This is a genomic window from Janthinobacterium aestuarii (genome assembly GCF_046113285.1).
Lineage (GTDB): Bacteria > Pseudomonadota > Gammaproteobacteria > Burkholderiales > Burkholderiaceae_D > Janthinobacterium.
Genome location: NZ_CP142524.1, coordinates 6,094,640 through 6,116,691, shown reverse-complemented (window position 1 = coordinate 6,116,691; position 22,052 = coordinate 6,094,640). Strand labels below are relative to the sequence as shown.

At 62.9% G+C, this 22,052-nt stretch carries 20 protein-coding genes and 1 tRNA gene; 7 read left to right on the top strand and 14 right to left on the bottom strand.

Translation table 11 applies throughout. The features are described from left to right. Positions 1–3: 3 nt before the first annotated feature. On the bottom strand, positions 4–579 hold the full coding sequence (gene slmA / locus OX462_RS27565) for a nucleoid occlusion factor SlmA (protein ID WP_070313104.1): 576 nt from the start codon (positions 577–579) through the stop codon (positions 4–6). A 102-nt stretch (positions 580–681) separates the two neighbouring features. Continuing rightward, positions 682–1,416: a pyrimidine 5'-nucleotidase gene (locus tag OX462_RS27560; RefSeq protein ID WP_409027465.1), complete on the bottom strand. Its 735-nt coding sequence runs from the start codon at positions 1,414–1,416 to the stop codon at positions 682–684. 90 nt (positions 1,417–1,506) lie between these two features. On the opposite strand from OX462_RS27560, the gene OX462_RS27555 reads away from it, so the two are divergent. After that, positions 1,507–2,376 (top strand): TraB/GumN family protein, encoded by an 870-nt coding sequence (locus OX462_RS27555; RefSeq protein ID WP_230504296.1) that lies wholly within the window; start codon positions 1,507–1,509, stop codon positions 2,374–2,376. Between the two features lie 255 nt (positions 2,377–2,631). Here the strand turns inward: OX462_RS27555 and OX462_RS27550 are convergent. Next, a tRNA-Thr gene (locus OX462_RS27550) sits at positions 2,632–2,706 on the bottom strand. A 65-nt stretch (positions 2,707–2,771) separates the two neighbouring features. After that, complete coding sequence (argB, locus tag OX462_RS27545) at positions 2,772–3,665, bottom strand: acetylglutamate kinase (RefSeq protein ID WP_010393729.1); 894 nt, start codon at positions 3,663–3,665, stop codon at positions 2,772–2,774. Positions 3,666–3,896: 231 nt separating this feature from the next. Between argB and OX462_RS27540 the strand changes: the two genes are divergently transcribed. From OX462_RS27540 to OX462_RS27530, 3 genes are all read left to right on the top strand, one after another. Next, a complete protein-coding gene (locus tag OX462_RS27540) occupies positions 3,897–4,094 on the top strand; it encodes a cysteine-rich CWC family protein (protein ID WP_070289374.1) in 198 nt (65 codons plus the stop codon). 98 nt (positions 4,095–4,192) lie between these two features. Further along, positions 4,193–7,249 (top strand): response regulator, encoded by a 3,057-nt coding sequence (locus OX462_RS27535; protein WP_409027464.1) that lies wholly within the window; start codon positions 4,193–4,195, stop codon positions 7,247–7,249. Positions 7,250–7,280: 31 nt separating this feature from the next. Then, positions 7,281–8,432, top strand: a complete 1,152-nt coding sequence (locus tag OX462_RS27530) for a response regulator (RefSeq protein WP_070218963.1) — start codon at positions 7,281–7,283, stop codon at positions 8,430–8,432. On the opposite strand, the gene OX462_RS27525 is transcribed toward OX462_RS27530, so the two are convergent. Both OX462_RS27525 and OX462_RS27520 read right to left on the bottom strand, forming a co-directional pair. Next, positions 8,425–9,696 (bottom strand): extracellular catalytic domain type 1 short-chain-length polyhydroxyalkanoate depolymerase, encoded by a 1,272-nt coding sequence (locus tag OX462_RS27525; RefSeq protein ID WP_409027463.1) that lies wholly within the window; start codon positions 9,694–9,696, stop codon positions 8,425–8,427. The genes OX462_RS27530 and OX462_RS27525 overlap by 8 nt on opposite strands. Before the next feature lie 54 nt (positions 9,697–9,750). After that, positions 9,751–10,164 (bottom strand): ribbon-helix-helix domain-containing protein, encoded by a 414-nt coding sequence (locus OX462_RS27520; RefSeq protein ID WP_034752801.1) that lies wholly within the window; start codon positions 10,162–10,164, stop codon positions 9,751–9,753. 127 nt (positions 10,165–10,291) lie between these two features. Between OX462_RS27520 and OX462_RS27515 the strand changes: the two genes are divergently transcribed. From OX462_RS27515 to OX462_RS27505, 3 genes are all read left to right on the top strand, one after another. Further along, positions 10,292–10,675, top strand: coding sequence for a DUF1289 domain-containing protein (locus tag OX462_RS27515; RefSeq protein ID WP_306798480.1), 384 nt, complete (start codon positions 10,292–10,294; stop codon positions 10,673–10,675). Positions 10,676–10,682: 7 nt separating this feature from the next. Beyond that, a complete protein-coding gene (locus OX462_RS27510) occupies positions 10,683–11,606 on the top strand; it encodes an MBL fold metallo-hydrolase (RefSeq protein WP_409027462.1) in 924 nt (307 codons plus the stop codon). A gap of 100 nt (positions 11,607–11,706) precedes the next feature. Next, positions 11,707–12,660 carry an NAD(P)H-dependent flavin oxidoreductase gene (locus tag OX462_RS27505; protein WP_070218965.1) on the top strand — a complete coding sequence of 318 codons (954 nt, stop codon included), beginning with the start codon at positions 11,707–11,709 and terminating at the stop codon, positions 12,658–12,660. Positions 12,661–12,781: 121 nt separating this feature from the next. Here OX462_RS27505 and OX462_RS27500 read toward each other — a convergent pair whose 3' ends face one another. The 8 genes from OX462_RS27500 to OX462_RS27465 all read right to left on the bottom strand — a co-directional run bounded on the left by OX462_RS27500 (position 12,782) and on the right by OX462_RS27465 (position 21,949). Continuing rightward, positions 12,782–13,363, bottom strand: a complete 582-nt coding sequence (locus OX462_RS27500; protein WP_086137290.1) for a hypoxanthine-guanine phosphoribosyltransferase — start codon at positions 13,361–13,363, stop codon at positions 12,782–12,784. Positions 13,364–13,426: 63 nt separating this feature from the next. After that, entirely contained in the window at positions 13,427–14,683 is a 1,257-nt protein-coding gene (locus tag OX462_RS27495) for a phenylacetate--CoA ligase family protein (protein WP_409027461.1), read from the bottom strand. A 90-nt stretch (positions 14,684–14,773) separates the two neighbouring features. Next, positions 14,774–15,613 (bottom strand): ABC transporter ATP-binding protein, encoded by an 840-nt coding sequence (locus OX462_RS27490; protein ID WP_070218968.1) that lies wholly within the window; start codon positions 15,611–15,613, stop codon positions 14,774–14,776. Between the two features lie 137 nt (positions 15,614–15,750). Then, on the bottom strand, positions 15,751–17,070 hold the full coding sequence (locus OX462_RS27485; RefSeq protein ID WP_070218969.1) for an ABC transporter substrate-binding protein: 1,320 nt from the start codon (positions 17,068–17,070) through the stop codon (positions 15,751–15,753). Positions 17,071–17,128: 58 nt separating this feature from the next. Further along, positions 17,129–18,187 carry a branched-chain amino acid ABC transporter permease gene (locus tag OX462_RS27480; protein ID WP_034752817.1) on the bottom strand — a complete coding sequence of 353 codons (1,059 nt, stop codon included), beginning with the start codon at positions 18,185–18,187 and terminating at the stop codon, positions 17,129–17,131. Between the two features lie 78 nt (positions 18,188–18,265). Next, complete coding sequence (locus tag OX462_RS27475; RefSeq protein ID WP_175444778.1) at positions 18,266–19,162, bottom strand: branched-chain amino acid ABC transporter permease; 897 nt, start codon at positions 19,160–19,162, stop codon at positions 18,266–18,268. A 25-nt stretch (positions 19,163–19,187) separates the two neighbouring features. Then, entirely contained in the window at positions 19,188–20,003 is an 816-nt protein-coding gene (locus OX462_RS27470; protein ID WP_029496076.1) for an ABC transporter ATP-binding protein, read from the bottom strand. A 14-nt stretch (positions 20,004–20,017) separates the two neighbouring features. After that, positions 20,018–21,949 carry an AMP-binding protein gene (locus OX462_RS27465; RefSeq protein WP_409027460.1) on the bottom strand — a complete coding sequence of 644 codons (1,932 nt, stop codon included), beginning with the start codon at positions 21,947–21,949 and terminating at the stop codon, positions 20,018–20,020. Between the last annotated feature and the right edge of the window lie 103 nt (positions 21,950–22,052).

Below are 22,052 nucleotides of genomic sequence, written 5' to 3'. Positions count from 1 at the left end.
GACTTACCCCAGCAGCATGGCGATTTGCAGCGCCGCTTCCTGGGAGGGATTGATCTTGAAGCCGCTCTTGGCGTAGCGGTGCCAGCGTCCGATGACGAAGCTGACGATCAGGGTGGCGCGCGCCGCCACTTCGCTTTCCTTGCCATGGCCTTCGGCGGCGGCCACGCGCAAGGCCTGCTTGAGCGCCAGCTCCACGCGGTCGTAGAACTGGTTCATGCGCACTTGCAGGCGCTCGTCCTCATTGACCAGCGCATCGCCGATCAGTACGCGCGTCATGCCCGGATTGCTGATGGCGAAATTGAGCAGCATGCCGATGATGTCGCGCGTCTGCGTCATGCCGTCGCTGTGCTTTTCCGCGATCTGGTTGATCAGGCCGAAGACGCTTGACTCGATGAATTCGATCAGCCCTTCGAACATTTGCGCCTTGCTGGCGAAATGGCGGTACAGGGCCGCTTCCGAGACGGCCAGTCTGGCCGCCAGTGCGGCGGTGGTGATCTTTTCGCCTTTCGGCTGCTCCAGCATTGCGGCGAGGGCCTGAAGAATTTGTAGCCTGCGTTGGCCCGGCGGTGTGCTTGCCATATTTTCTCTTGTCGTTAAAAAAAATGCTGCCTTGATGGGGAAGTCCGTCACCGCCGCTAGCGGTGCAGCTTCCGGCGTCAGCCGGAAGTCCAGGAGTCCCCTTCAACGCAGACGGTGAAGGCGGCGTGCCAAATGCCGGACAGATTTTACTTTGACATCGACGTAAGCGGGGCGATTTAACGCCTTGGGCAACTTCGCCACGCCGATCGGGTCGACCATTTTCAGGTATTGCGTGACCCAGGCCGTGCGCAGGCCCAGTCTTTTTGCGCCCTTCAGGTTGGCGAGGGTGTCTTCCACCAGGATGCAGCGGCCAGGGCGGATCTGGTGCTTGCGCATCAGTTTGCGCAGCATCAGCGTCGATGGCTTGGGCCGCAGCTGGCGGTGCACCTGCATCGCTTCGATGGCGACGTGGTGTGAAAAGTGCCGGCGCAGTCCCAGATGGCGCATCACGTCGCTCGAATAGCGCAGCGGCGCGTTGGTGAGTAAAATTTTACGGCCAGGCAGGCGTTTGAGTAAAGCCCCCAGTCCCCGCTCGGCGCGTATCATGGCGCGCAAATCGTCGAAGGCGTGCGTCTCGTGCAAAAAATGCGCGGCCTGCACCTGATGGTGCTTGACCATGCCCAGCAAGGTGGCGCCATAGCGGCGCCAGTAGGCCGCGCGCGCCGCATTGACGATGGCGTCGTCGGCCGGCGTCACGCCGTCGCCCAGCACCCGGGCAATATACGTGTTCATATTGGCCGTGATGATGGGGAAGATGGCGTGCGAGGCATTGTGCAGCGTGTTGTCGAGGTCAAACAGCCAGACCGGCGACGAGCGGTTAAGATGGGACACAGGCACGAGAGTCTTTGCTAGCGAGAGAAGATGAAAAATTCAACAATCAGGAAAACCATGCGACGCCAGATTATAGTGATGTTTTGCGGATTATTCTTGCTGCCGTTGCAGGCGGCCTTCGCCGAAGCGCCGCCCGTGGCGCAAAACCGCGGCGCGCTGTTCAAGGTGCAGGACGCGGTCCACACCCTGTATCTGTTCGGCACCATCCATGTCGGCGCGCCCGATTTTTACCCGCTCGAGCCGACAGTAACGCAGGCGCTGCACCGGGCCGGGGCGCTGGCGCTGGAGATCGACCCCGGCGCCGATCCGCGCAAGGCTGTGAGCGCCGTGCTGAAATACGGCATGGAGGCTCCGGGCAGCAAAGTGCCGGCCGACTGCCGCCAGACCCTGGCCCCGCGCCTGGCGCCGCTGTTGCAAAAATACGGCATTCCGGCCGAATCGGTGGCGCCGATGAAGCCATGGATGCTCGCCAGCGTGCTGGCCATCGGCGAATTTTCCACCCTCGGTTACCGCTCCGACCTGGCCGTCGACAATTATCTGTCGCAGCAGGCCAAGGCGCGCAAGATCCCCGTGGTGGAACTCGAATCGATGGAAGGCCAGATGGCGCTGTTTGGCGCGATGTCGCCGTTTGAGCAGTGCCGCTTCCTGGAAGACGGCGTGGCGTCGATCGAGGATCAGGAACAAAGCCAGGAAGCGCGCGAGATCGCCGACGCCTGGCGCAACGCCGACGCGGCCGCCTTCGACAAGCTGGCGGCCAAGGCAGCGACAGACCCCTCGTTCGCCGCGCAGTTCGTGCAAAAGGTGTTGCTGGACGGCCGCAACCCGGCCCTGGCCGACGGCATCGCCAAACTCCTGGCGCGCGAAAAGCACAGCCTGGCCGCCATCGGCGTGCTGCACCTGGTCGGAGAAAAAAGCGTGCCGGATTTACTGCGTCAGAAGGGCTTGAAGGTCGAGCGGGTGTATTGAAACGCGGAGGAGATGCGGGCGACGGATAGCAGAGCAGATGGAAAAATGTTCAGGGCAAGGCGGACTGACGAAGACAGTACGAATGTACGGCGAGGAAGGACAACGCCGCCATGGGCATTTTTTACTATGAGGAGATGACGGCAGAGCAGATGGAAAAATGTTCAGGGCAAGGCGGACTGACGAAGACAGTACGCATGTACGGCGAGGAAGGACAACGCCGCCATGGACAGTTTTTCAGCTGCGGGGATATAAAATTGGTGCCCTTGACGTGGATCGAACACGTGGCCTCTCCCTTACCAAGGGAGTGCTCTACCACTGAGCTACAAGGGCAAATTAAAAGCGGCGCCAGGTGATCTGCGCCGCCAAACTACTCGCTGTGATGCGTTGCGATTTTTTTAGTGCGAACGGATCATAGTACCAAAAGCCTGCTCGGTCAACACTTCCAGCAATAATGAGTGTTCGATGCGGCCGTCGATGATGTGCACCGTGTTCACGCCGGACTTGGCGGCGTCGAGCGCGGACGAGATCTTCGGCAGCATGCCGCCCGAGATCGTGCCATCGGCGAACATCTCGTCGATTTCACGCGCGGACAGGTCGGTCACCAGGTTGCCCTGCTTGTCCTGGACGCCGGCGATGTTGGTCATCATGATCAGCTTTTCCGCTTTCAGGATTTCGGCGATCTTGCCCGCCACCACATCGGCGTTGATATTGTAGGCCTGGCCATCCTGGCCGAAACCGATCGGCGAGATGATGGGAATGAAGGCGTCGTCCTGCAGCGCCTTGACGACGGCCGGGTTGATCGCGTCGATCTCGCCCACAAAGCCGATGTCGAGGAATTCGCCCGGATGTTCGCGGTCCGGCATCTGCATCTTGCGCGCGCGGATCAAGCCGCCATCCTTGCCCGTCAGGCCGACAGCCTGGCCGCCGTAATGGTTGATCAGCATGACGATATCCTGCTGCACTTCGCCGCCCAGCACCCACTCCACCACTTCCATGGTTTCTTCATCGGTGATGCGCATGCCTTGCACGAAGGTGCCTTGCTTGCCGATTTTTTTCAGCGCGTTGTCGATCTGCGGTCCGCCGCCGTGCACCACGACCGGGTTCATGCCGACCAGCTTGAGCAGGATGACGTCGCGCGCGAAGCCGTGCTTCAGGCGTTCGTCCGTCATGGCGTTGCCACCGTATTTGATGACGATGGTCTTGCCGTGGAAATTGCGGATGTAAGGGAGGGCCTCGGCCAGAATCTGCGCCTTGATTTGCGGCGACACCGCCGTCAAGTCGTCATTCATGTCCAGGTTCAAGTTAGCTAGTTGATTCATGGCGAGTCCGGAAAATAGATTTGTGCGATTTTACAGGGAAGAAGAAAATCCTGGAGGCATTATAGGGCGATCTTGTTGTATTTTCCCTGATGATCCTATAGTCTGGCCCGATATGTCCCCCAGCCAGCCCTTTTACTGCCCGTTACATCTGCGTCGCGTCCCGGCGCAGCATGACACACACTTGCCAATTCAAACACAGCCATGAGCCAGTGCAGCCTGTGCGGCGCCACCTTCCAATGCGGCCAGACCGACCCGCAGGCCAGCGGACCGTGCTGGTGCACGGCCCTGCCGCCCGCCATGCCCGTGCCCGGCAGCGCCGCCGTGGGCTGCTGGTGCCCCGCCTGCCTGCAAGCCCATATCGCCACCCTGGCACCTCCTGTCAAGCCTAACGTCGGCTAAATAAGTGCTTCAGCATGCAATTGCTTTGCAATAAACCTTGCATTTCGTAGGGGAATACGTTCAGACTTCGATTTTCAAGAATTTCTTATAGGAAAGTTATGCGCTTCAGGGATATCAGTATCGGCGTGCGCATCAATGCCGGTTATGCCATGTTGATCGTGCTGATGCTGGTCGTCATCGTCCTTTCCGGCAGCCGCATCTACGCCATCCGCGCCGAGACCGACGATATCCTGCAGCGCGACTGGGTCGCCGCCAAGGCCACCAGCAAGATCCACGGGCTGGCGCGCGAGGCGGCCACGCGCATCGGCAATCTGCCGAACCAGCACGAGCGGGCGCTGCGCCAGGCGAACCAGGCGCGCCTGGAAGCGATCAAGCAAGGCATCGATGAGCAGGTGCGCATTCTCGACGGTCTCGATGCGCGGCCCGAGGAACGGCGCCTGCTGGAACAGATGCACCTGGCGCGCGCCGAGTACTACGGCTCGCTCAAGACGATGTTCGAACTGGTCGAGCGCGGCGAGGATGCCCGCGCCGAGCAGGCCATGCAGACGCAGACCTTGCCGATGCTGGAAAAAGTGCTGCTGTACGTGGGCCAGCTCGACGATTTGCAGCAACAGCTGATCCGCGACAGCGCGGCCAGGATACGCAACGACATCGACACTTCGCTGCTGCTGATGGGCGGCATCGGCCTGGCGGCCCTGCTGACGGGCCTGGCCTTTGCCTGGTCGGCGCGCTCGATCACGCGTCCGCTGGGCGAGGCGGTGGCGATCGCCACGCGCGTGGCCAATGGCGACTTCAGTTCCGTCATCGAGGTGACGTCGCGCGACGAGACGGGCGAATTGCTGCAGGCGCTCAAGAACATGAGCACCAGCCTGGCCGTCGAGCAGGACCTGCGTCACGCCGTCGAAGTGGCCGAGGATGCGACCAAGATGAAGTCGGACTTCCTGGCCAATATGTCGCACGAGATCCGCACGCCGATGAACGGCATCATCGGCATGACCCATCTGGCGCTGCAGACGGAGCTCACGTCGACCCAGCGCAACTACCTGGAGAAGGTGGAATCGGCTTCGAAGAACCTGCTGGCCATCATCGACGACATCCTCGATTTCTCGAAGATCGAGGCGGGCAAGATGGCCTTTGAAAAAGTCGATTTTTTCCTTGAGGACGTGCTGGCGCAGATCGCCGACCTGTCCGTGATGCGCGCGCAGGACAAGGGGCTTGAACTGCTGTTCGACATCGCCCCCGACGTGCCGAACGCCTTGCAGGGCGACCCGCTGCGCCTGGGCCAGGTGCTGATCAACCTGACCAACAACGCGATCAAATTTACGGACAAGGGCGAGATCGTCGTCACCATCCGCCTGCAGCAGCTGGAAGAGCATGCGGCCGTGCTGCGCGTCGACGTGCGCGACACGGGCATCGGCCTGACGCCGCCCCAGCGCAGCAAATTGTTCCAGGCCTTTACCCAGGCCGACACCTCCACCACGCGCCACCATGGCGGCACCGGCCTGGGGCTGACCATCAGCAAACGCCTGGTGGAAATGATGGAAGGCGAGATCGACCTGGTCAGCGAAGCGGGCGTGGGCAGCACCTTTTTCTTCACGGCCCGCTTCGGCCTGGCCGCCGTGCCACGCGATAATCTGCCGCAGTTGCAACATCAACAGCAGTTCCAGGGCCTGCGCGTGCTGGTGGTCGACGACAACCCCAGCGCGCGTGAAATCTTCGTCAGCATGCTGGCGGCGCTGGGCTTCGAGGCGCGTGCCGTGTCTGGCGGCGTGCTGGCCATCGGTGCCGTGGCGCAGGCGCGCGCCGAGGGGCGCCCGTATGGCCTCGTGCTGATGGACTGGAAAATGCCGGGCATGAACGGCCTCGATACCCTGGCCGGCATCCGTGCCGATGCCGCCGGCATCGATGCGACGCCGGCCTGCATCATGGTCACGGCCTTCCATCGCGAAGCGCTGCTGGAGGCGGCGCGTCAGCGCGATTTGCCGCTCGACGGGATATTGAACAAGCCGGTCAGCGCCTCGACCCTGCTCGACCAGATATCGTTCGTGTTTGGCGGTGTGACGGGACAGAGCCGCAAGACGCAGCGCCAGAGCAGCTACCGCGACGACGAGCGCGCCCTGCGCGGCGCCTGGCTGCTGCTGGTCGAGGATAATGAAGTGAACCAGGAAGTGGCGCAGCATATTCTCAACGACGCCGGCATCCGCGTCGACATCGCGGGCAATGGCGCCATCGCGCTGGCGAAGATCGAGGAAAACGCCTATGACGGCGTACTGATGGATTGCCAGATGCCGGTGATGGATGGCTACCAGGCGACGCGCAAGCTGCGCCAGGACCCCCGTTATTCGAATTTGCCCGTGATCGCCATGACGGCCAATGCCATGGTCGGCGACAAGGAAAAATGCCTGGACGCCGGCATGAACGATTTCATCGCCAAGCCGATCGACGTGGCGCAGCTGTTCGGCACCCTGGCGCGCTGGATCGCGCCGGCCGCGCCACAGGCAATGACGTCGGTAGCGGCGCAGCCGGAAGCGGAGCTGCCCGTGATCGCCGGCCTGAAAATGACGGACGCCATGCGCCGCGTGGGCGGCAATGCCGCTTTGATGCGAAAATTGCTGGACCGTTTTGTGGAAACCCAGTTCGACGCCATGCAGCGCATCGTTGCCGCCATCGAGAACAACCAGCTCGAGACGGCGATCCGCGAAGCGCATACCCTGAAGGGCCTGGCCGGCAATATCGGCGCCGGCGGCCTGGCCGACAGCGCCGCGCGGGTCGAGCACTTGCTCAGCCTGGGTTCGCACGACGGTTTGCCGCAGGCGCTGGCCGCCTGCACCCTGGCGCTCGACGAACTGGTGCCGAAGATTGTGCTGGCCATGCAGTCGCGCGGCAATACGGTCGAAGCGGGCGGCGCGGCGGTGGCGCACGTGGCGCCGGTGGACCGGGCATACCTGGAAGCGGGCTTGCGCGAATTGTCGCAGCTGCTGCAGCAGGACGATGCGCAGGCCGTCAAGCACCTTGACGGCATCGGTCCCGTGCTGGTCGCGGCGGGGCAGGCGGAACATGCGCGCCAGTTGAAGCGCATGCTGGGACAATACGATTTCGAAGGTGCGCTGGCGCAGCTGGGCGAGGTGGCCGATGCGCTGGAGTTGACACTGTGAGAAGGATAACTATGCAGAACGAAGGACGGGTATGAGAGCGCCGGCAAGCAAGCCAACCATCCTGGTGGTCGACGACACGCCAGACAATATCGATCTGCTGCGCGCGGTGCTGGAAGACGATTACCGCACCAAGATCGCCGTCAATGGCGAGCGCGCCCTGAAGATCGCCGCCGGCAGCGACCAGCCCGACCTGATCCTGCTCGACATCATGATGCCGGGCATGAGCGGCTACGATGTATGCCGCGCGCTGAAGGCCGATGCCGCCACGGCAGGCATCCCCGTGATTTTCGTGACCGCCATGAGCGAAGTGGCCGACGAGCAGCTGGGCCTGGCCCTGGGCGCCGTCGATTACATCACCAAGCCGATTTCGGCGCCCATCGTGCTGGCGCGCATCAAGACGCAGCTGGCGATGAAGCAGATGCAGGATTTCCTGCGCGACCAGAACCAGTACCTGGAAACGGAAGTGGAGCGCCGCGTGCAGGAAGTGGCGGCGCTGCAGGACGTCACCATCCACGCCATGGCCTCGCTGGCCGAGACGCGCGACAGCGAGACGGGCAACCATATCCGCCGCACCTCGCACTACCTGAAGGCGCTGGCCGAGAAGGTGCGCAACTTGCCGCGTTTCCGCGATTTTTTGACGGACAAGAATATCGAACTGCTGTTCAAGACGGCGCCGCTGCACGACATCGGCAAGGTGGGCATCCCCGACCATATCCTGCTCAAGCCGGGGCGTTTCGAGCCGCATGAAATGGCGATCATGAAGACGCACACCACCTTGGGACGCGACGCCATCCTGGCGGCCGAGCACGAACTGGGCATCGAAGTCGATTTCCTCAAGTATGCGAAAGAGATCGCCTACAGCCACCATGAAAAATGGGATGGCAGCGGCTACCCGCAAGGCCTGGCGGGCGAAGCCATCCCGATTTCGGCGCGCCTGATGGCGCTGGCCGACGTGTATGACGCCCTGATCAGCCGGCGCATCTACAAGCAGGGCATGGACCACGCGCAGGCCGTGCAGATCATCGTCGAGGGACGCGGTTCGCACTTCGACGCCGAGATCGTCGACGCCTTCCTGCAAATCCAGGACCAGTTCATCGCCATCTCCAACCGTTATGCCGACGGCGTATGCGAGATCGCCGACAAGCAGCGGCAGATCGCGCCCTACACCGAGAATATCAGCTGACGGTCTTGAAGAAGCGCAGCATTTCCCGGCTGGCGTCCGGCCCTTTGCCGTCCGTATAACTGCCGTTATCGCTGCCGCCGGACCACGCGTGGCCGGCGCCGTGGATGACCCAGTGTTCGCCCAGCGGCGAGCCGTCGGCCTGGCTGTGCGTGGTGCGCGTGTAGCGGTGGCCGTTCGGTACGCTGCCGTCGACGGATGCGGCCTTGGCCGCCTTGCCGCCCGCCTGGCTGCGCACGCCCTGCGCGATCAGTTCATCGCCATTGCGCGGGTTGACGGTGGTGTCGCGGTCGCCGTGAAAAACGATGATGGGCACGCCGCCGGCTGGCGCCTTGCGCTGGGCATTGGGCATGGCGCCGCCCTTCATGGCTGCCAGCGCCGACGGCAAGTCCTGCGCCGAGCCGAAGGGCAGGCCGGAATGCACGCCGACGGCGGCAAACAGGTCGGGGTACAGGGTACCGACGATGACGGCCATGGCGCCGCCCGCCGACAGGCCGGCGACGAACACTTCACGCTCGTTGACCGGGTAGTCGTCGATGACTTGCTGGGCGATGCCGGCGATCAGCGACGGTTCGCCCTGGTCGCGCTGCTGGTCGATGGCGTTGAACCAGTTCCAGCAGCGCGAACTGTTGGCGCCCTGCGTCTGCGCCGGGTAGACGACAAAACACTCCTTTTCTTCGGCCAGCGCATTCATCTGCGTGCCGGCGGCGAAATCGTCGGGATTTTGCGTGCAGCCGTGCAGCATGACGATCAGCGGCATGGCCTGGCCGTGGTAGCTGCTGGGGATATACAGCTTGTACGAACGCGTACCCGCATGGTTGCGGTACACGCCATCGATGAACTGCGCGCCGGCGGGGATTTCCACCGGCGTGGCGGCCGGCGCGTTGAATCCGGGCGGGTGGAAATTCGGCAGTTCGAAACTGGGCATGTCGAAGCTGTGCTGGCCCAGACCGGCCGGCACGCCCAGGCGCGCCATGAAATCCTGCGCGAAGTCCTGCGCCGCCTGCGCGGGCGTGGGCGGCACCGATGCCGCTTCCGGCGCGGCGTCAGCTTGCGGCTGCTGGGTCCGGGCCTGCGCTGGCGCAGGTGGCGGATTGATATCACGCATCGGCTGCGGTGGCGGCGCTTGCGTGGCGGCCGCTTGCGGCGTCAGTCCGGCCGCAGACAGCGCCTGCTGGATCGCTTCGGTGGCGGCGGCGGGGCCGCTGCCCATCAGATTACGGGTCGCTGTGCGCATCTGCGCCAACATGTTGAGAGGTAGTTTCATGACCATCCTTAACGGTGCCGCGCATCGGCCGGGTCATCGCCGCGAACCAATACGCTAGTGAATTCGCCCTGCGAGCGCCGTCTTGACGACGGTGCTGGCGTGCAGGGCACCTAATACGAAAATCGACTCGATGGTGGCCAGTGCCAGTTCCACCGAAACGTCGCTGGCGATGCTGGCCAGTCCCAGCACCTGTATCTGCAGGCGCTGGCCGGCTGCCTGGATCGCTTCCAGGTCGGCGCGCGAGTAATGCTGCATGCCCAATACCAGGCTTTTACGGGCGACGGTCTGTTTCACCACGTCGGCGTGGGTGCCCAGCTGGTTGCGTATGGCCGTACGGATCAGATCCGTACGGTTGGAATAAAATCCCTCCTGGACCAGCAGATCGATCTGCCCCAGGTCAATCAAGCCGAGGTTGATCGTGATTTTCTCGGATTCCCCAATTTTGGGCTTGCTGTCTTGCTTGGCCATATCTCTCCATAAACTCCACGTGGCATCCATTTGCCATCTGTATGGATGGTAGTATAGTTCTGAAATGACTCAAGTCAAGCAGGATCTGGGCTGATCGTGTTGTAGGACGGGCACCCGCAGAGTGAGAATGTGTGAAAAATATATTTCCGGAACAGCGGTTGTTGAGCATTGTTTCGCTGGAAAATATATTCACGGAAACATTGCAGGGCGATGTCATCGCCTCGCCGGCGCCGTTTCGCGGCATAATGAAAGTCTTCACGTTTACCGATGCCGCTCCATGATGGTCGCTCCCCCACCTCCGCCAGCCGTTCCGCTTTCTTTGCCGTCGCCGGTGCCGTCGCCCTGCGTCAGCCTGTGCAAGATGAACCGCAACAGCGGCTTGTGCGAAGGCTGCCTGCGCACGCTCGACGAAATCATCGCCTGGAGCAAGGCCGACGACGACTTCAAGCGCGCCGTGTGGGCCGAATTGCCGGGCCGCGAATCTTTGCTCGATTTCGAGCCCGACTACTGAGGAAGCCATGCCGCGATCGCCAGCGCTGTTCCCCGATGCCATGCAGGTGTTCGAACGCGGCTGGCTGTCGTCGAACAACATCCTGTTCCAGGGGCAGGATGACACGGCCCTGATCGACAGCGGCTATGTCACGCATGCGCCGCAAACCCTGGCCCTGCTGCGCCACAGCCTGGCCGGCCGGCCGCTGGACCGCCTGTTCAACACCCACCTGCACTCCGACCATTGCGGCGGCAACGCGCTGCTGCAAGCCGCATACGGCTGCCATACGGCCATTCCCGTGGCGGAAGCGGACAAGGTGCGCGCATGGGATGTCGATGCCCTCAGCTTCCAGGCCACGGGCCAGCAATGCCCGCGCTTCCGCTTTGACGCCACCGTCTCGCCCGGCGACACCTTGACTTTGGCCGGCATGGCCTGGCAGGCGCTGGGCGCGCCGGGCCACGACCCGCACTCGCTGATTTTTTACTGCGCCGGCGAGGGCATCCTGATTTCCGCCGACGCCCTGTGGGAAAACGGCTTTGGCGTGATCTTCCCCGAACTCGATGGCGGCTCCGGCTTTCTGGAAGCGCGCGCCACGCTGGACCTGATCGCCAGCCTGGACGTGCGCGTCGTCATTCCCGGCCACGGGCGGCCATTTACGGATGCCGCCGGCGCCCTGCAGCGTGCGTATTCGCGCCTCGATTACCTGGCGTCCGACCCCGTGCGCAATGCGCAGAATGCGGTCAAAGTGCTGCTGAAATTTTTGCTGCTCGAGCGCCAGCGCATCGCCCTGACCGGGATACCGGCCCTGCTGCGCGGCATGCCCGTCTTCGAAGAGGCCAACCGGCGCTTCCTGCGCCAGGAGTCGGCCGCGCTGGCCGAGTGGGCCGTGTCGCAACTATGCAGGGCGGCAGCGGCGCGAGTCGAGGGTGAGTACTTGCTCAACGAGGGTTGAACCGGCCTTGCGATAAATTCAGCACGATCGTACTTTTTCTGCACTATAATCAGCGTTCAGTGTGTCTTTCACGTCCGATCAACTTTCCAGCGAGTCCGCCATGGCATTGCCTGTTGCGTTGCAAAACCTCTCCTTACCCGTTATCGCTTCGCCGATGTTCATCGCCAGCGGCCCGGCCCTCGTCGCGGCGCAGTGCAAGGCCGGCATCGTCGGTTCCTTCCCTGCCCTGAACGCGCGTCCCGCCGAATTGCTCGACACGTGGCTGACCGACCTGCAGGCCGAGCTGGCCGCCTTCCAGGCCGCCCATCCCGATAAAAAAGTCGGGCCGATCGCCGTCAACCAGATCGTGCACCAGTCGAACGACCGTCTCGCGCATGACGTGGAAGTGTGCGTGAAACACCAGGTCCCCATCATCATTTCCTCGCTGCGCGCGCCGCCCAAGGAAATGCTCGACGCCATCCACAGCTATGGCGGCATCGTGCTGCATGACGTGATTTCGATCCGCCACGCGAAAAAGGCGCTGGAAGCGGGCGTCGATGGCTTGATCCTGGTGGCCAGCGGCGCCGGCGGCCACGCGGGCACCCTGTCGCCGTTCGCGCTGGTGGGCGAAGTGCGCAAATTCTTCGACGGCCCGCTGGCGCTGTCGGGCTCCATCGCCACGGGCGACGCCGTGCTGGCCGCGCAAGCGATGGGCGCCGACTTTGCCTACATCGGCTCGCGCTGGCTGGCGACCAAGGAATCGAACGTCAGCGACGGCTACCGCGAGGCCATTGTGGAGTCTGCCGCGGCGGACATCGTCTACACGAACCTGTTTACGGGCGTGCACGGCAATTACCTGAAGAAATCGATCGAAGCGGCCGGGCTCGATCCGGAAGCCTTGCCCGAAGCGGACAAGAGCGCGATGAATTTCGGCTCCGGCAGCGCCAAGGCCTGGCGCGACATCTGGGGCGCGGGCCAGGGCGTGGGCTTGATGGATGACGTGCCGAGCGTGGCAGAGATGGTGGCGCGCCTGAAGGCCGAATACGATGCGGCGCGCGCGCGGTTGAAGCTGTAATCGTTGTTGTGACGGTGGTGGTGGTGTCGGATTACGCGGCGTACCGCCGCTAATCCGACCTACTCGAACCTGGTGGCGTAGGTCGGATTAGCGCGCAGCGCGTAATCCGACAGCACCACAATCACTCCTGTTTCAAATCCTCAGGCTTGATGGCCCACAAACCCGGCAGGTTGCGCCAGTAGCCGTACGCATCCATGCCGAAGCCGACGACGAAGCGGTTCGGGATCACCAGGCCGACGATGTCGGCTTGTACAGGCTTTTTCTTGCCGATGGCCTTGTCGGCGAACACGGCCAGGATGACTTCGGAGGCGCCCATGTCCAGCAAGCGCTGCTTGACGTGCGCCAGGGTTTCGCCTTCGTCGAGAATATCGTCGAGCACGATGACGGTGCGGCCCGCCACGTTCGAGCGGGGGATGACTTTCCACACCACTTCGCCACCCTTGTCGTCGTCGCCGTAGCGGCTCACATGGATGTAGTCGAATTCGAGCGGGAAGCTCAGTTGCGGCAGCAGGCTGCCCGTAAACACGACGGCGCCGCCCATCACGCCCAGCACCAGCGGGAACTCTTTCGAATCCTCGGCGTTGAAGCGCGTGTTGAGCACATCGGCCATGCGCGTGATCGACGCCTGCACGGCCTCCTGGTCGAACAGCAGTTCCGCGTTCTTGATCAGGTCACGGGCACGGTTGTGATGAAATTCTTGCATGGACTCTTGCATGGCGATGAAAGGGGCTGATGGTCAATGCCGGTATTATCCCGCAAATCGGCCTTATTTGTAATCGCGCATGTCGTCGATGATTTTCCCATCCTGGGCCAGACTGCCCACCGCCACCAGCACCACGTCGCCGCGCAACTTGGTCAGTTCGCGGATCGAACCGATGATGGCTTCCACGCCGCTGGCGTCATGCGGATCGTCGACTTCGCAATGCAAGGCCATCTCGTCGTTGGCCATGCGCCCCGACACCACCAGCCGCGCCTTCCTGATTTGCGGGTGGCGGCGCGCGATTTCATGCACCTGCGACGGATGCACGAACATGGCGCGCACCTTGGTGGTTTGATCGGCGCGCCCCATCCAGCCTTTGATGCGCGTATTCGTGCGCCCGCACGGCGACTGCGGCGCGTCCATCAGCACGGCCGACAGATCGCCGGTGGCAAAGCGGATCAGCGGGTAGTCGGCATTGAAGACGGTGACGACGACTTCGCCCACCTCGCCCGGCGCGACGGGAATGCCGCTGCCCGGATGGACGATCTCGAGCAGCACGTTTTCGTCGACGACCATGCCGGGATTGAGCTTGCCATGGCTGGCCGTTTCATAGGCGATGCTGCCGATATCGGCCGAGGCATAGGTCTGGAACACGTGCGGCACGCCGTTCTCGGCAAACCAGCTGCGCAAGGATTCGGGCAAGGCTTCCGCGCCCATCAGGGCCTTGGTGACGCTGCTGATGTCGGCGCCCATTTCGCGCGCCTTCTCGATGATCAGTTTCAGGAACGACGGCGTGCCGATATACGTGTCCGGCTTCAGGTCGGCCATCGCCTGTACCTGCATTTCCGTCTGGCCGATGCCGGCCGGGATGACGGTGCAGCCGATGCGCGCGGCGCCCCCTTCGACCATGAAGGCGGCCGGCGTGAAGTGATACGAAAAGCAGTTCTGCAGCAAGCCGCCGGCGCGCACGCCGGCCGCATACATGGGCCGCGCAAAGCGCCACCAGTCGGGGCCGCGGCCTTCCGGATCGAAGATGGGACCGGGCGAGACGAACACGCGCGACAGGGCGTTTTTCGGTGTCGTGTTCAAGCCGCCGAACGGCAGCTGCGCGTGCTGCAATTGCTTGAGGTCGGACTTGCGCGTCACGGGCAGCTGCGCCAGCGCGGCGCGGCTGGTGATGCCGGCCGCATCGACGCCGTCGAGGATGCGGGCCCAGCCCGGCGCCTGTTGCGCGCGCGCGATCAGCTGCGGCAGGCCGGCCATCAATTCGCGTTCGCGCGCTTCGGGGGCGCGTGCTTCCAGACTGTCGAGCGTATCGGTCATGTCAGTCATTCTCCAATTGTCATTGCATGTTGATTCGCACGCCTGGCCATCAGGACCGCCGGGCGCGTTGCAGCCAAGGTTTTTGATGGATCACGCCAGCCAGCGCTTGCGGCGGCGGTAGAACTTCATGTCGCGGAAGCTCTTGCGCCCGGCGCTGGACACGCCCAGGTAAAACTCTTTGACGTCTTCGTTGCTGGCCAGTTCCTGCGCTTGCCCTTCCATCACGACGCGGCCGTTTTCCAGGATGTAGCCGAAGTCGGCGTAGCGCAGCGCCACGTTGGTGTTCTGTTCTGCCAGCAGGAAAGACACGTTTTCCTTGTGGTTCAAATCCTTGACGATGCCGAAGATCTCTTCGACGATCTGCGGCGCGATGCCCATCGAGGGTTCGTCCAATAAGATCATCGAGGGCTTGGCCATCAGCGCGCGGCCGATGGCGCACATCTGCTGTTCGCCGCCCGAGGTATAGCCGGCCTGGCTGCTGCGCCGCGTTTTCAGGCGCGGGAAATAGTGATAGACCTTGTCCAGCGCGTCTTTCAGCTCGCCGCGCGACAGGCTGCGCGTGTAGGCGCCCGTCAGCAGGTTTTCCTCGATGGTGAGGTGGCCGAAACAGTGACGGCCCTCCATCACTTGCGACAGGCCCCGCTTGACCAGCTCATTCGGCGTCAACTGATCCACGCGCTCGCCCTTGAACTGGACTTCGCCCTTGGTGACGTCGCCGCGTTCGCCGCGCAGCAGGGTCGAGATGGTTTTCAGGGTGGTCGACTTGCCGGCGCCGTTGGCGCCCAGCAGCGCCACGATCTTGCCTTGCGGGACTTGCAGCGACACGCCCTTCAGGACCAGGATCACGTGGTCGTAGATGACTTCGATATTGTTGACCGACAGGTAGGGCGGCGGCGCGGTGTCTGGTGTTTGCGTGGCAGTGGGTGTCATGGCTGCTTCGTTTTCATAGGGTGTTGGTGCTTGTCGGATTACGGCCTGCGGCCTAATCCGACCTACGCGATGCGGTGTTGGTCGGCGTAGGTCGGGTTAGCGCGTAGCGCGTAACCCGACGCCACGTCGAGAGCCGCTTACTTCATGCACGCCGGCGTGATCTTTTTCTCTTCGGCGTACTTGCCCGACGATTCCTCGACCAGCTTGCGCACCAGGGCCTTGTCGCCGACGATCCATTTCGGCGTGATGGCGGTCCACTTCTTGCCGTCCCACTGCTGCACCTTCACGGCGCCCGAGCCTTCATGGTCGTCGCAGCTGGTTTTCACGGTGGGGAACATGCCCAGCGCGCCCACGGCCTTCTGGCGCGCATCGTCGACGTTCAGGTTTTCCAGGCCCCAGCGCATCTGCTCGCCCGTGATCGGCTTGCCCTTGCCGAATTTTTCCTGCGCCGTGCGGATCGCTTCGACCCACAGGATGCCGGCCGTCACGCCGCGCATGTGGTAGACGGAGCCGATGCGCGACTGGTCGGACAGGTTGCCCTTGCCTGTGGCGTAGAGTTTTTTGCGGATGTCGTCGAGCACGGGGTAGTTGCCCGGCGTATTGAACGTCATCGCCGTGTAGCCCTTGGCCGCGTCGCCCGATGGAATCGTGTCTTCCTCGGAGCCGGCCCACCAGACGCCCAGCATTTTGTCGCGCGGGAAGCCGTTGCGCTGCGCCGTCTTGATGGCAACGGAGTTCATCACGCCCCAGCCCCACAGGATTACGTGGTCCGGTTTGGCCTGGCGGATTTGCAGCCATTGCGATTGCTGTTCGCTGCCGGGCGGCGCGACGGGAATCTTGATCAGCTCGAAGCCGTACTGTTTCGACAGCGCTTCCAGTACCGGCAGCGGCTCCTTGCCGAAAGCCGAGTCGTGGTACAGGTGGACGATTTTTTTCCCTTTCAGCTTGTCCATGCCACCATCCTTGTCGCCCAAATATTTGATCATGGCGGCGGCCTGGCTCCAGTAGCTGGAAATCAGCGGATACACATACGGGAAGACCTTGCCGTTGGCGGCGTCCGAGCGGCCGTAGCCGATCATCGTCATGGGGATCTTGTCCTGCGCCACGCGGTCGAGGATGCCGTAGGCGACGCCCGTGGACAGGGTTTCGACCAGGGTGGCGCCGCCCTGCTTGGTTTTCAGGCGTTCATAGCATTCGACGCCGCGCGACGGGTTGTATTCGGTTTCGCATTCTTCCCAGCTGATTTTCACGCCATTGACGCCGCCGGCCTGGTTGACCAGGTTGAAGTAATCGATGATGCCGCCGTAGAAACCGGAGCCGCCGGCCGCGTACGGTCCCACGCGGTACGAGGGCAGGGCGATGTACTGTTCCTTGTCCTGCGCCTGCGCGCTGCCGGCCATGGTGAGTGCGGCACTGGCGATGGCGGCGGCCAGCATGAGCGATTTGATGTGTTTCATTGTGTGTCTCCTCTTGTTTTATTTGGTATTCAAGTGAACCGACATCGACTGCAAAAACTTAATGGGGGAAGGGCCAGAGTCGCAACTTTTCCTTGGCGATCTGCCACAGCCTGGCCAGGCCGTGCGGCTCGACGATCAGGAAGAAGATGATCAGCGCGCCGAACACCATCAGTTCCAGGTTCGAGGCCACGCTGGTTGGCAACGCCAGGCCATGCGCGATGGTATTCAGGAAGACGGGCAGCAGCACGATGAAGGCCGCGCCCAGGAAGGAGCCGAGAATCGAGCCGACGCCGCCGATGATGATCATGAACAGGATGCGGAAGGACAGGTCCAGGTTGTACGCTTCCGGCTCCACCGTGCCCAGGTAGGCGTACGCATACAGGGCGCCGGCCACGCCGCAATAGAACGAGCTGACGGCAAACGCCAGCAGCTTGGTGCGCATCAATCTGAAACCGATGACTTCGGCCGCCATGTCCATGTCGCGCACGGCCATCCACGAGCGGCCCACGTTCGAGCGGATCATGTTCTTGGCCAGCAGCGCCATGCCGGCGACGATCGCCAGCACCAGCAGGTATTTGCTTTGCGGCGTGTCGAACTGGTAGCCGAGGATGGTCATCTTCTGCACCGTGATCACGCCCGAGGAACTGTAGTTGGTCAGGTACGGGATCTTGGTCAGGCACCAGACGACGAAGAACTGCGTCGCCAGGGTGGAGGCGGCCAGGTAAAAGCCGCGGATGCGCAGGGAGGGCAGGCCGAAGGCGATGCCCACCATGGCCGCGCACAGGCCGCCCAGGATGAACGACACCAGCAGCGGCAGGCCGGGCAGGCGCGCCATGAAGTTATACGAGGCAAACGCGCCCACGGCCATGAAGGCGGCCGTGCCCAGCGACAGCTGGCCCGCGTAACCGGTCAGGATGTTCAGGCCCAGCGCCGCCAGGGCGAAGATCAGGAACGGGATCAGGATCGCCGACAGCATGTAGGGCGAGGCGAAATACGGCAGGAGGAAGACGGCGACGAGCAGCGTGGCCGTCAGCGCCAGGCGGTCTTGCCGGATCGGGAAAATCTGGTTGTCAGCCTGGTAGCTGGTCTTGAATTGTCCTGCTTCACGGTAAATCATGGCGTGTCCTTTGCTCACTGTTGGGGTGTTTGTCGGATTACGCCTTCGGCTAATCCGACCTACGATGCTCTTGGGGCCTTATATTCGACGGATGATCTTCTCGCCGAACAGGCCTTCCGGGCGCACGAGCAGGAACAGCAGGGCCAGCACATACGGGAACCAGCCTTCGATGCCGCCGCCCACCATGGGGCCGAGGTAGACTTCGGCCAGCTTTTCCGACGCGCCGATGATCAGGCCGCCGACGATGGCACCGGGCACCGAGGTAAAGCCGCCGAGGATCAGCACGGGCAGCGCTTTCAGGGCGATGAAGGTGAGGGCGAACTGCACTCCGTTGCGTGCGCCCCACAGCAAGCCGGCCACCATCGCCACCAGGCCCGCCACGCCCCACACCACGGCCCAGATGCGCTGCAGCGGAATGCCCACGGCCAGCGCCGCCTGGTGGTCGTCGGCGACGGCGCGCAGGGCGCGGCCCACCTTGGTTTTCGAGAACAGCAGGGCCAGGCAAATCACCAGCAGCGCGCAGATGCCGGCCGCCACCACGTCGAACTGCGAAACGATGATGTTGAAATGGTCCATCAGGAAGGGCATCGGCACGTCTTCGATGGGCAGGTCCAGCTTGTGCACCTGCGAGCCCCACATCAGCTGCGCCAGGCCTTCGATGAAAAAAGTCAGGCCGATGGTGGCCATGAAGAGCGTGATTTCCGGCTGGTTGACGAGCGGCCGCAAGACCACCCTTTCAATCGCCATGCCCAGCACGATCATGGTGAGCATCGTCAGCGGGATGGCCAGCCACAAGGACAGGCCGAACTTGTCCATGATGCCGACGCAGGTGAGGGCGGCGAAGAACACCATCGCGCCCTGCGCGAAGTTGAACACGCCCGAGGCCTTGTAGATCAGAACGAAGCCGATCGCCACCAGCGCGTACATGACGCCCGACAGCAGGCCGCCGATCAGCACTTCAAAGAAAAAATTGATATTCATTGCTATTCCTTGTCTGGAGCTAGTGCGCGACACCCAAATACGCGTTGATGACATCCTGGTTGCTGCGCACCTCGTCGGGCGTGCCGTCGCCGATCTTCTTGCCGTAGTCGAGCACCACCACGCGGTCGGAGATATCCATCACCACGCCCATGTCGTGCTCGATCAGCACGATGGTCGTACCCAGCTGGTCGTTGACGTCGAGGATGAAGCGGCACATGTCCTGCTTTTCTTCCACGTTCATGCCGGCCATCGGTTCATCGAGCAGCAAAATCTCCGGTTCGGCCACGAGGGCGCGGCCCAGTTCCACGCGCTTTTGCAGGCCGTAGGGCAGGCGTCCCACGGGCGTCTTGCGGATGGCCTGGATTTCCAGGAAGTCGATGATCTCCTCGGCCTTCTTGCGGTGCTCGATTTCCTCGCGCCGCGCCGGTCCCCAGTACAGGGCCTGCAGCAGGAAATTCGACTTCATTTTGAGGTTGCGCCCCGTCATGATGTTGTCCAGCACCGTCATGCCCTTGAACAGGGCGATGTTCTGGAAGGTGCGCGCGATGCCGGACTTGGCGGCCGCGTAGCAATCCATGCCGCGCCGGTGCTCGCCGCGGTAGATGATCTCGCCCTGCTGCGGGCGGTACACGCCATTGATCACGTTCAGCATCGAGCTTTTGCCCGCGCCGTTCGGACCGATGATGGCGCGGATTTCATGCTGCTTCACGTCGAACGAGATGTCGGTCAGCGCTTTCACGCCGCCGAACGACAGCGAGATGTTCTTCAGGTCGAGGATCACGGGACCCGTCTTGCGGGCCGTGCCGAAATGGGCGTCGGGTTCGTTCATTTGCATCGTGCTGTGCTCCATCATGCGGCCAGGCCCTGGGGCCGGTACGTTTTGCTGTCCCAGATCTGCAGGTTGGCGCTAGTGGAACCGGTGCGGCCATCCTCGAATTTCACCTGGGTCTCGATGTATTGCGTTGCCTTGCCCTCGTACAGGGCGGAAATGAGCACCGAGTATTTTTCGGCGATGAATTTGCGGCGCACCTTGCGCGTGCGCGTCAGCTCGTCGTCATCGGGGTCGAGTTCCTTGTGCAGCACGAGGAAGCGGTGCACCTGCGTGCGGTCCATCAGCGGGTCGGCCGCCAGTTCCGCGTTGACTTGCTCGATGCAGTCGCGGATCAGGCCATAGGTCTCGGCGCGCGCCGCCAGGTCCGTGTAGCCGGAATAGGCGATGCCGCGCCGCTCGGACCAGTTGCCCACCGCCTCGATGTCGATATTGATGAAGGCGCAGACCTGGTCGCGCGCGTGGCCGAAGGCCACCACTTCCTTGATGAAGGGGAAGAACTTGAGCTTGTTTTCGATGTAGTTGGGCGCGAACATGGCGCCGCAATTCATCTTGCCCACGTCGGCCGCGCGGTCGATGATTTTCAAATGGCCTTCGCTGTCGAACACGCCCGCGTCGCCCGTATGGAAGTAGCCGTCGTTGTCGATCACTTCGGCCGTGGCGTCGGGACGCTTGAAGTAGCCGCTCATGGTGGCGGGCGACTTGACCAGCACTTCGCCATTGGCCGCCAGCTTGACTTCCACGCCCGGCGCGGGCAAGCCCACGCTGTCGAACTTGATATTGCCGTCCGGTTGCAGACAGACGTAGGCGCAGGTTTCGGTCGAGCCGTACAGCTGCTTGAGGTTGACGCCGATGGAGCGGTAGAAGCGGAACAGGTCGGGGCCGATGGCGGCGCCGGCCGTGTAGGCGACGCGCACGCGCGACAGTCCCAGCACGTTTTTCAGGGGGCCGTAGACGAGCAGCTCGCCCAGCTTGTAGCTGAGGCGGTCCGCCAGTGAGACTGGTTTGCCGTCCAAGATCTGCGCGCCGCAGCGCTTGGCCACGTCCATGAAATGGCTGAACATGCGGCGCTTGATGCTGCTCGCGTCTTCCATGCGTATCATCACGCTGGTGAGCATGTTCTCGAACACGCGCGGCGGCGCAAAGTAGCAGGTGGGACCGATTTCGCGCATGTCGATCATCACCGTGTCGCCCGACTCCGGGCAGTTGACGGTAAAGCCGGCCACCATGGCCTGCGCCAGCGAGAACAGGCAGTCGCCGACCCACGCCATGGGCAGGTAGGACAGGATGTCTTCATTGTCGGTGAGCTGGTCGAAGGCGACGCCGCCTTCGCCGGCTGCCAGCAGCGCCGTATGGCTCTGGCACACGCCCTTCGGTTTGCCCGTGGTGCCCGAGGTGTAGAGGATCACGGCCGAGTCGCTGCCCTGGCCCGCTGCCACGGCGGCGTCGAAAAAGCCCGGGTGTTCGCGGTCGTAGGCGCGGCCCAGCGTCTGCAGGGCGGCAAAGGACGTCAGCTCCGGCTGGCGGTAATGGCGCATGCCGCGTTCATCGTCATAGGCGATGTGGGCGACGTGCGGATACAGGGCCTTGAGTTCGAGCAGCTTGTCGACCTGCTCCTGGTCTTCGACGATGGCGTAGCGGATTTCCGCATCCTGCAGCACGTAGGCCATGTCGGCGGCCGGCGCGTCCTGGTAGAGTGGCACGGGCACGCCGCCCAGGCTTTGCGCGGCCAGCATGGCCCAGTACAGGCGGGGACGGTTGTCGCCGATGATGGCCAGGTTCATGCCGCGCTGGAAGCCGATGGCGGCCAGGCCGCAGGCCAGCGCGCGCACTTCCTCGTTCACCTCGGACCAGGTCCAGGTTTGCCAGATGCCCAGGTGTTTTTCGCGAAATGCGGGCTTGTCGGATCGTACTGTCCCGTGTTGCAATAAGCGCCGCGGAAAAGTCGGCATTGCTGCTGTGGTATTCGTTTGCACCAGTGTCTCCCTGTTGCTTGTCTCAGGCCCCACCTCGTTGGATGGCGCTCTGTGTTTTTTATGTGTAAGGCGTTTGTGC

Coding starts and splice junctions, on each gene's coding strand:
- slmA (WP_070313104.1), bottom strand. CDS start 579: ATGGCAAGCACACCGCCGGGCCAACGCAGGCTACAAATTCTTCAGGCC.
- argB (WP_010393729.1), bottom strand. CDS start 3,665: ATGAATGACGACTTGACGGCGGTGTCGCCGCAAATCAAGGCGCAGATT.
- OX462_RS27540 (WP_070289374.1), top strand. CDS start 3,897: ATGAGCCAGTGCAGCCTGTGCGGCGCCACCTTCCAATGCGGCCAGACC.
- OX462_RS27535 (WP_409027464.1), top strand. CDS start 4,193: ATGCGCTTCAGGGATATCAGTATCGGCGTGCGCATCAATGCCGGTTAT.
- OX462_RS27530 (WP_070218963.1), top strand. CDS start 7,281: ATGAGAGCGCCGGCAAGCAAGCCAACCATCCTGGTGGTCGACGACACG.
- OX462_RS27525 (WP_409027463.1), bottom strand. CDS start 9,696: ATGAAACTACCTCTCAACATGTTGGCGCAGATGCGCACAGCGACCCGT.
- OX462_RS27520 (WP_034752801.1), bottom strand. CDS start 10,164: ATGGCCAAGCAAGACAGCAAGCCCAAAATTGGGGAATCCGAGAAAATC.
- OX462_RS27515 (WP_306798480.1), top strand. CDS start 10,292: ATGTGTGAAAAATATATTTCCGGAACAGCGGTTGTTGAGCATTGTTTC.
- OX462_RS27510 (WP_409027462.1), top strand. CDS start 10,683: ATGCCGCGATCGCCAGCGCTGTTCCCCGATGCCATGCAGGTGTTCGAA.
- OX462_RS27505 (WP_070218965.1), top strand. CDS start 11,707: ATGGCATTGCCTGTTGCGTTGCAAAACCTCTCCTTACCCGTTATCGCT.
- OX462_RS27500 (WP_086137290.1), bottom strand. CDS start 13,363: ATGCAAGAATTTCATCACAACCGTGCCCGTGACCTGATCAAGAACGCG.
- OX462_RS27495 (WP_409027461.1), bottom strand. CDS start 14,683: ATGACCGATACGCTCGACAGTCTGGAAGCACGCGCCCCCGAAGCGCGC.
- OX462_RS27490 (WP_070218968.1), bottom strand. CDS start 15,613: ATGACACCCACTGCCACGCAAACACCAGACACCGCGCCGCCGCCCTAC.
- OX462_RS27485 (WP_070218969.1), bottom strand. CDS start 17,070: ATGAAACACATCAAATCGCTCATGCTGGCCGCCGCCATCGCCAGTGCC.
- OX462_RS27480 (WP_034752817.1), bottom strand. CDS start 18,187: ATGATTTACCGTGAAGCAGGACAATTCAAGACCAGCTACCAGGCTGAC.
- OX462_RS27470 (WP_029496076.1), bottom strand. CDS start 20,003: ATGCAAATGAACGAACCCGACGCCCATTTCGGCACGGCCCGCAAGACG.
- OX462_RS27465 (WP_409027460.1), bottom strand. CDS start 21,949: ATGCCGACTTTTCCGCGGCGCTTATTGCAACACGGGACAGTACGATCC.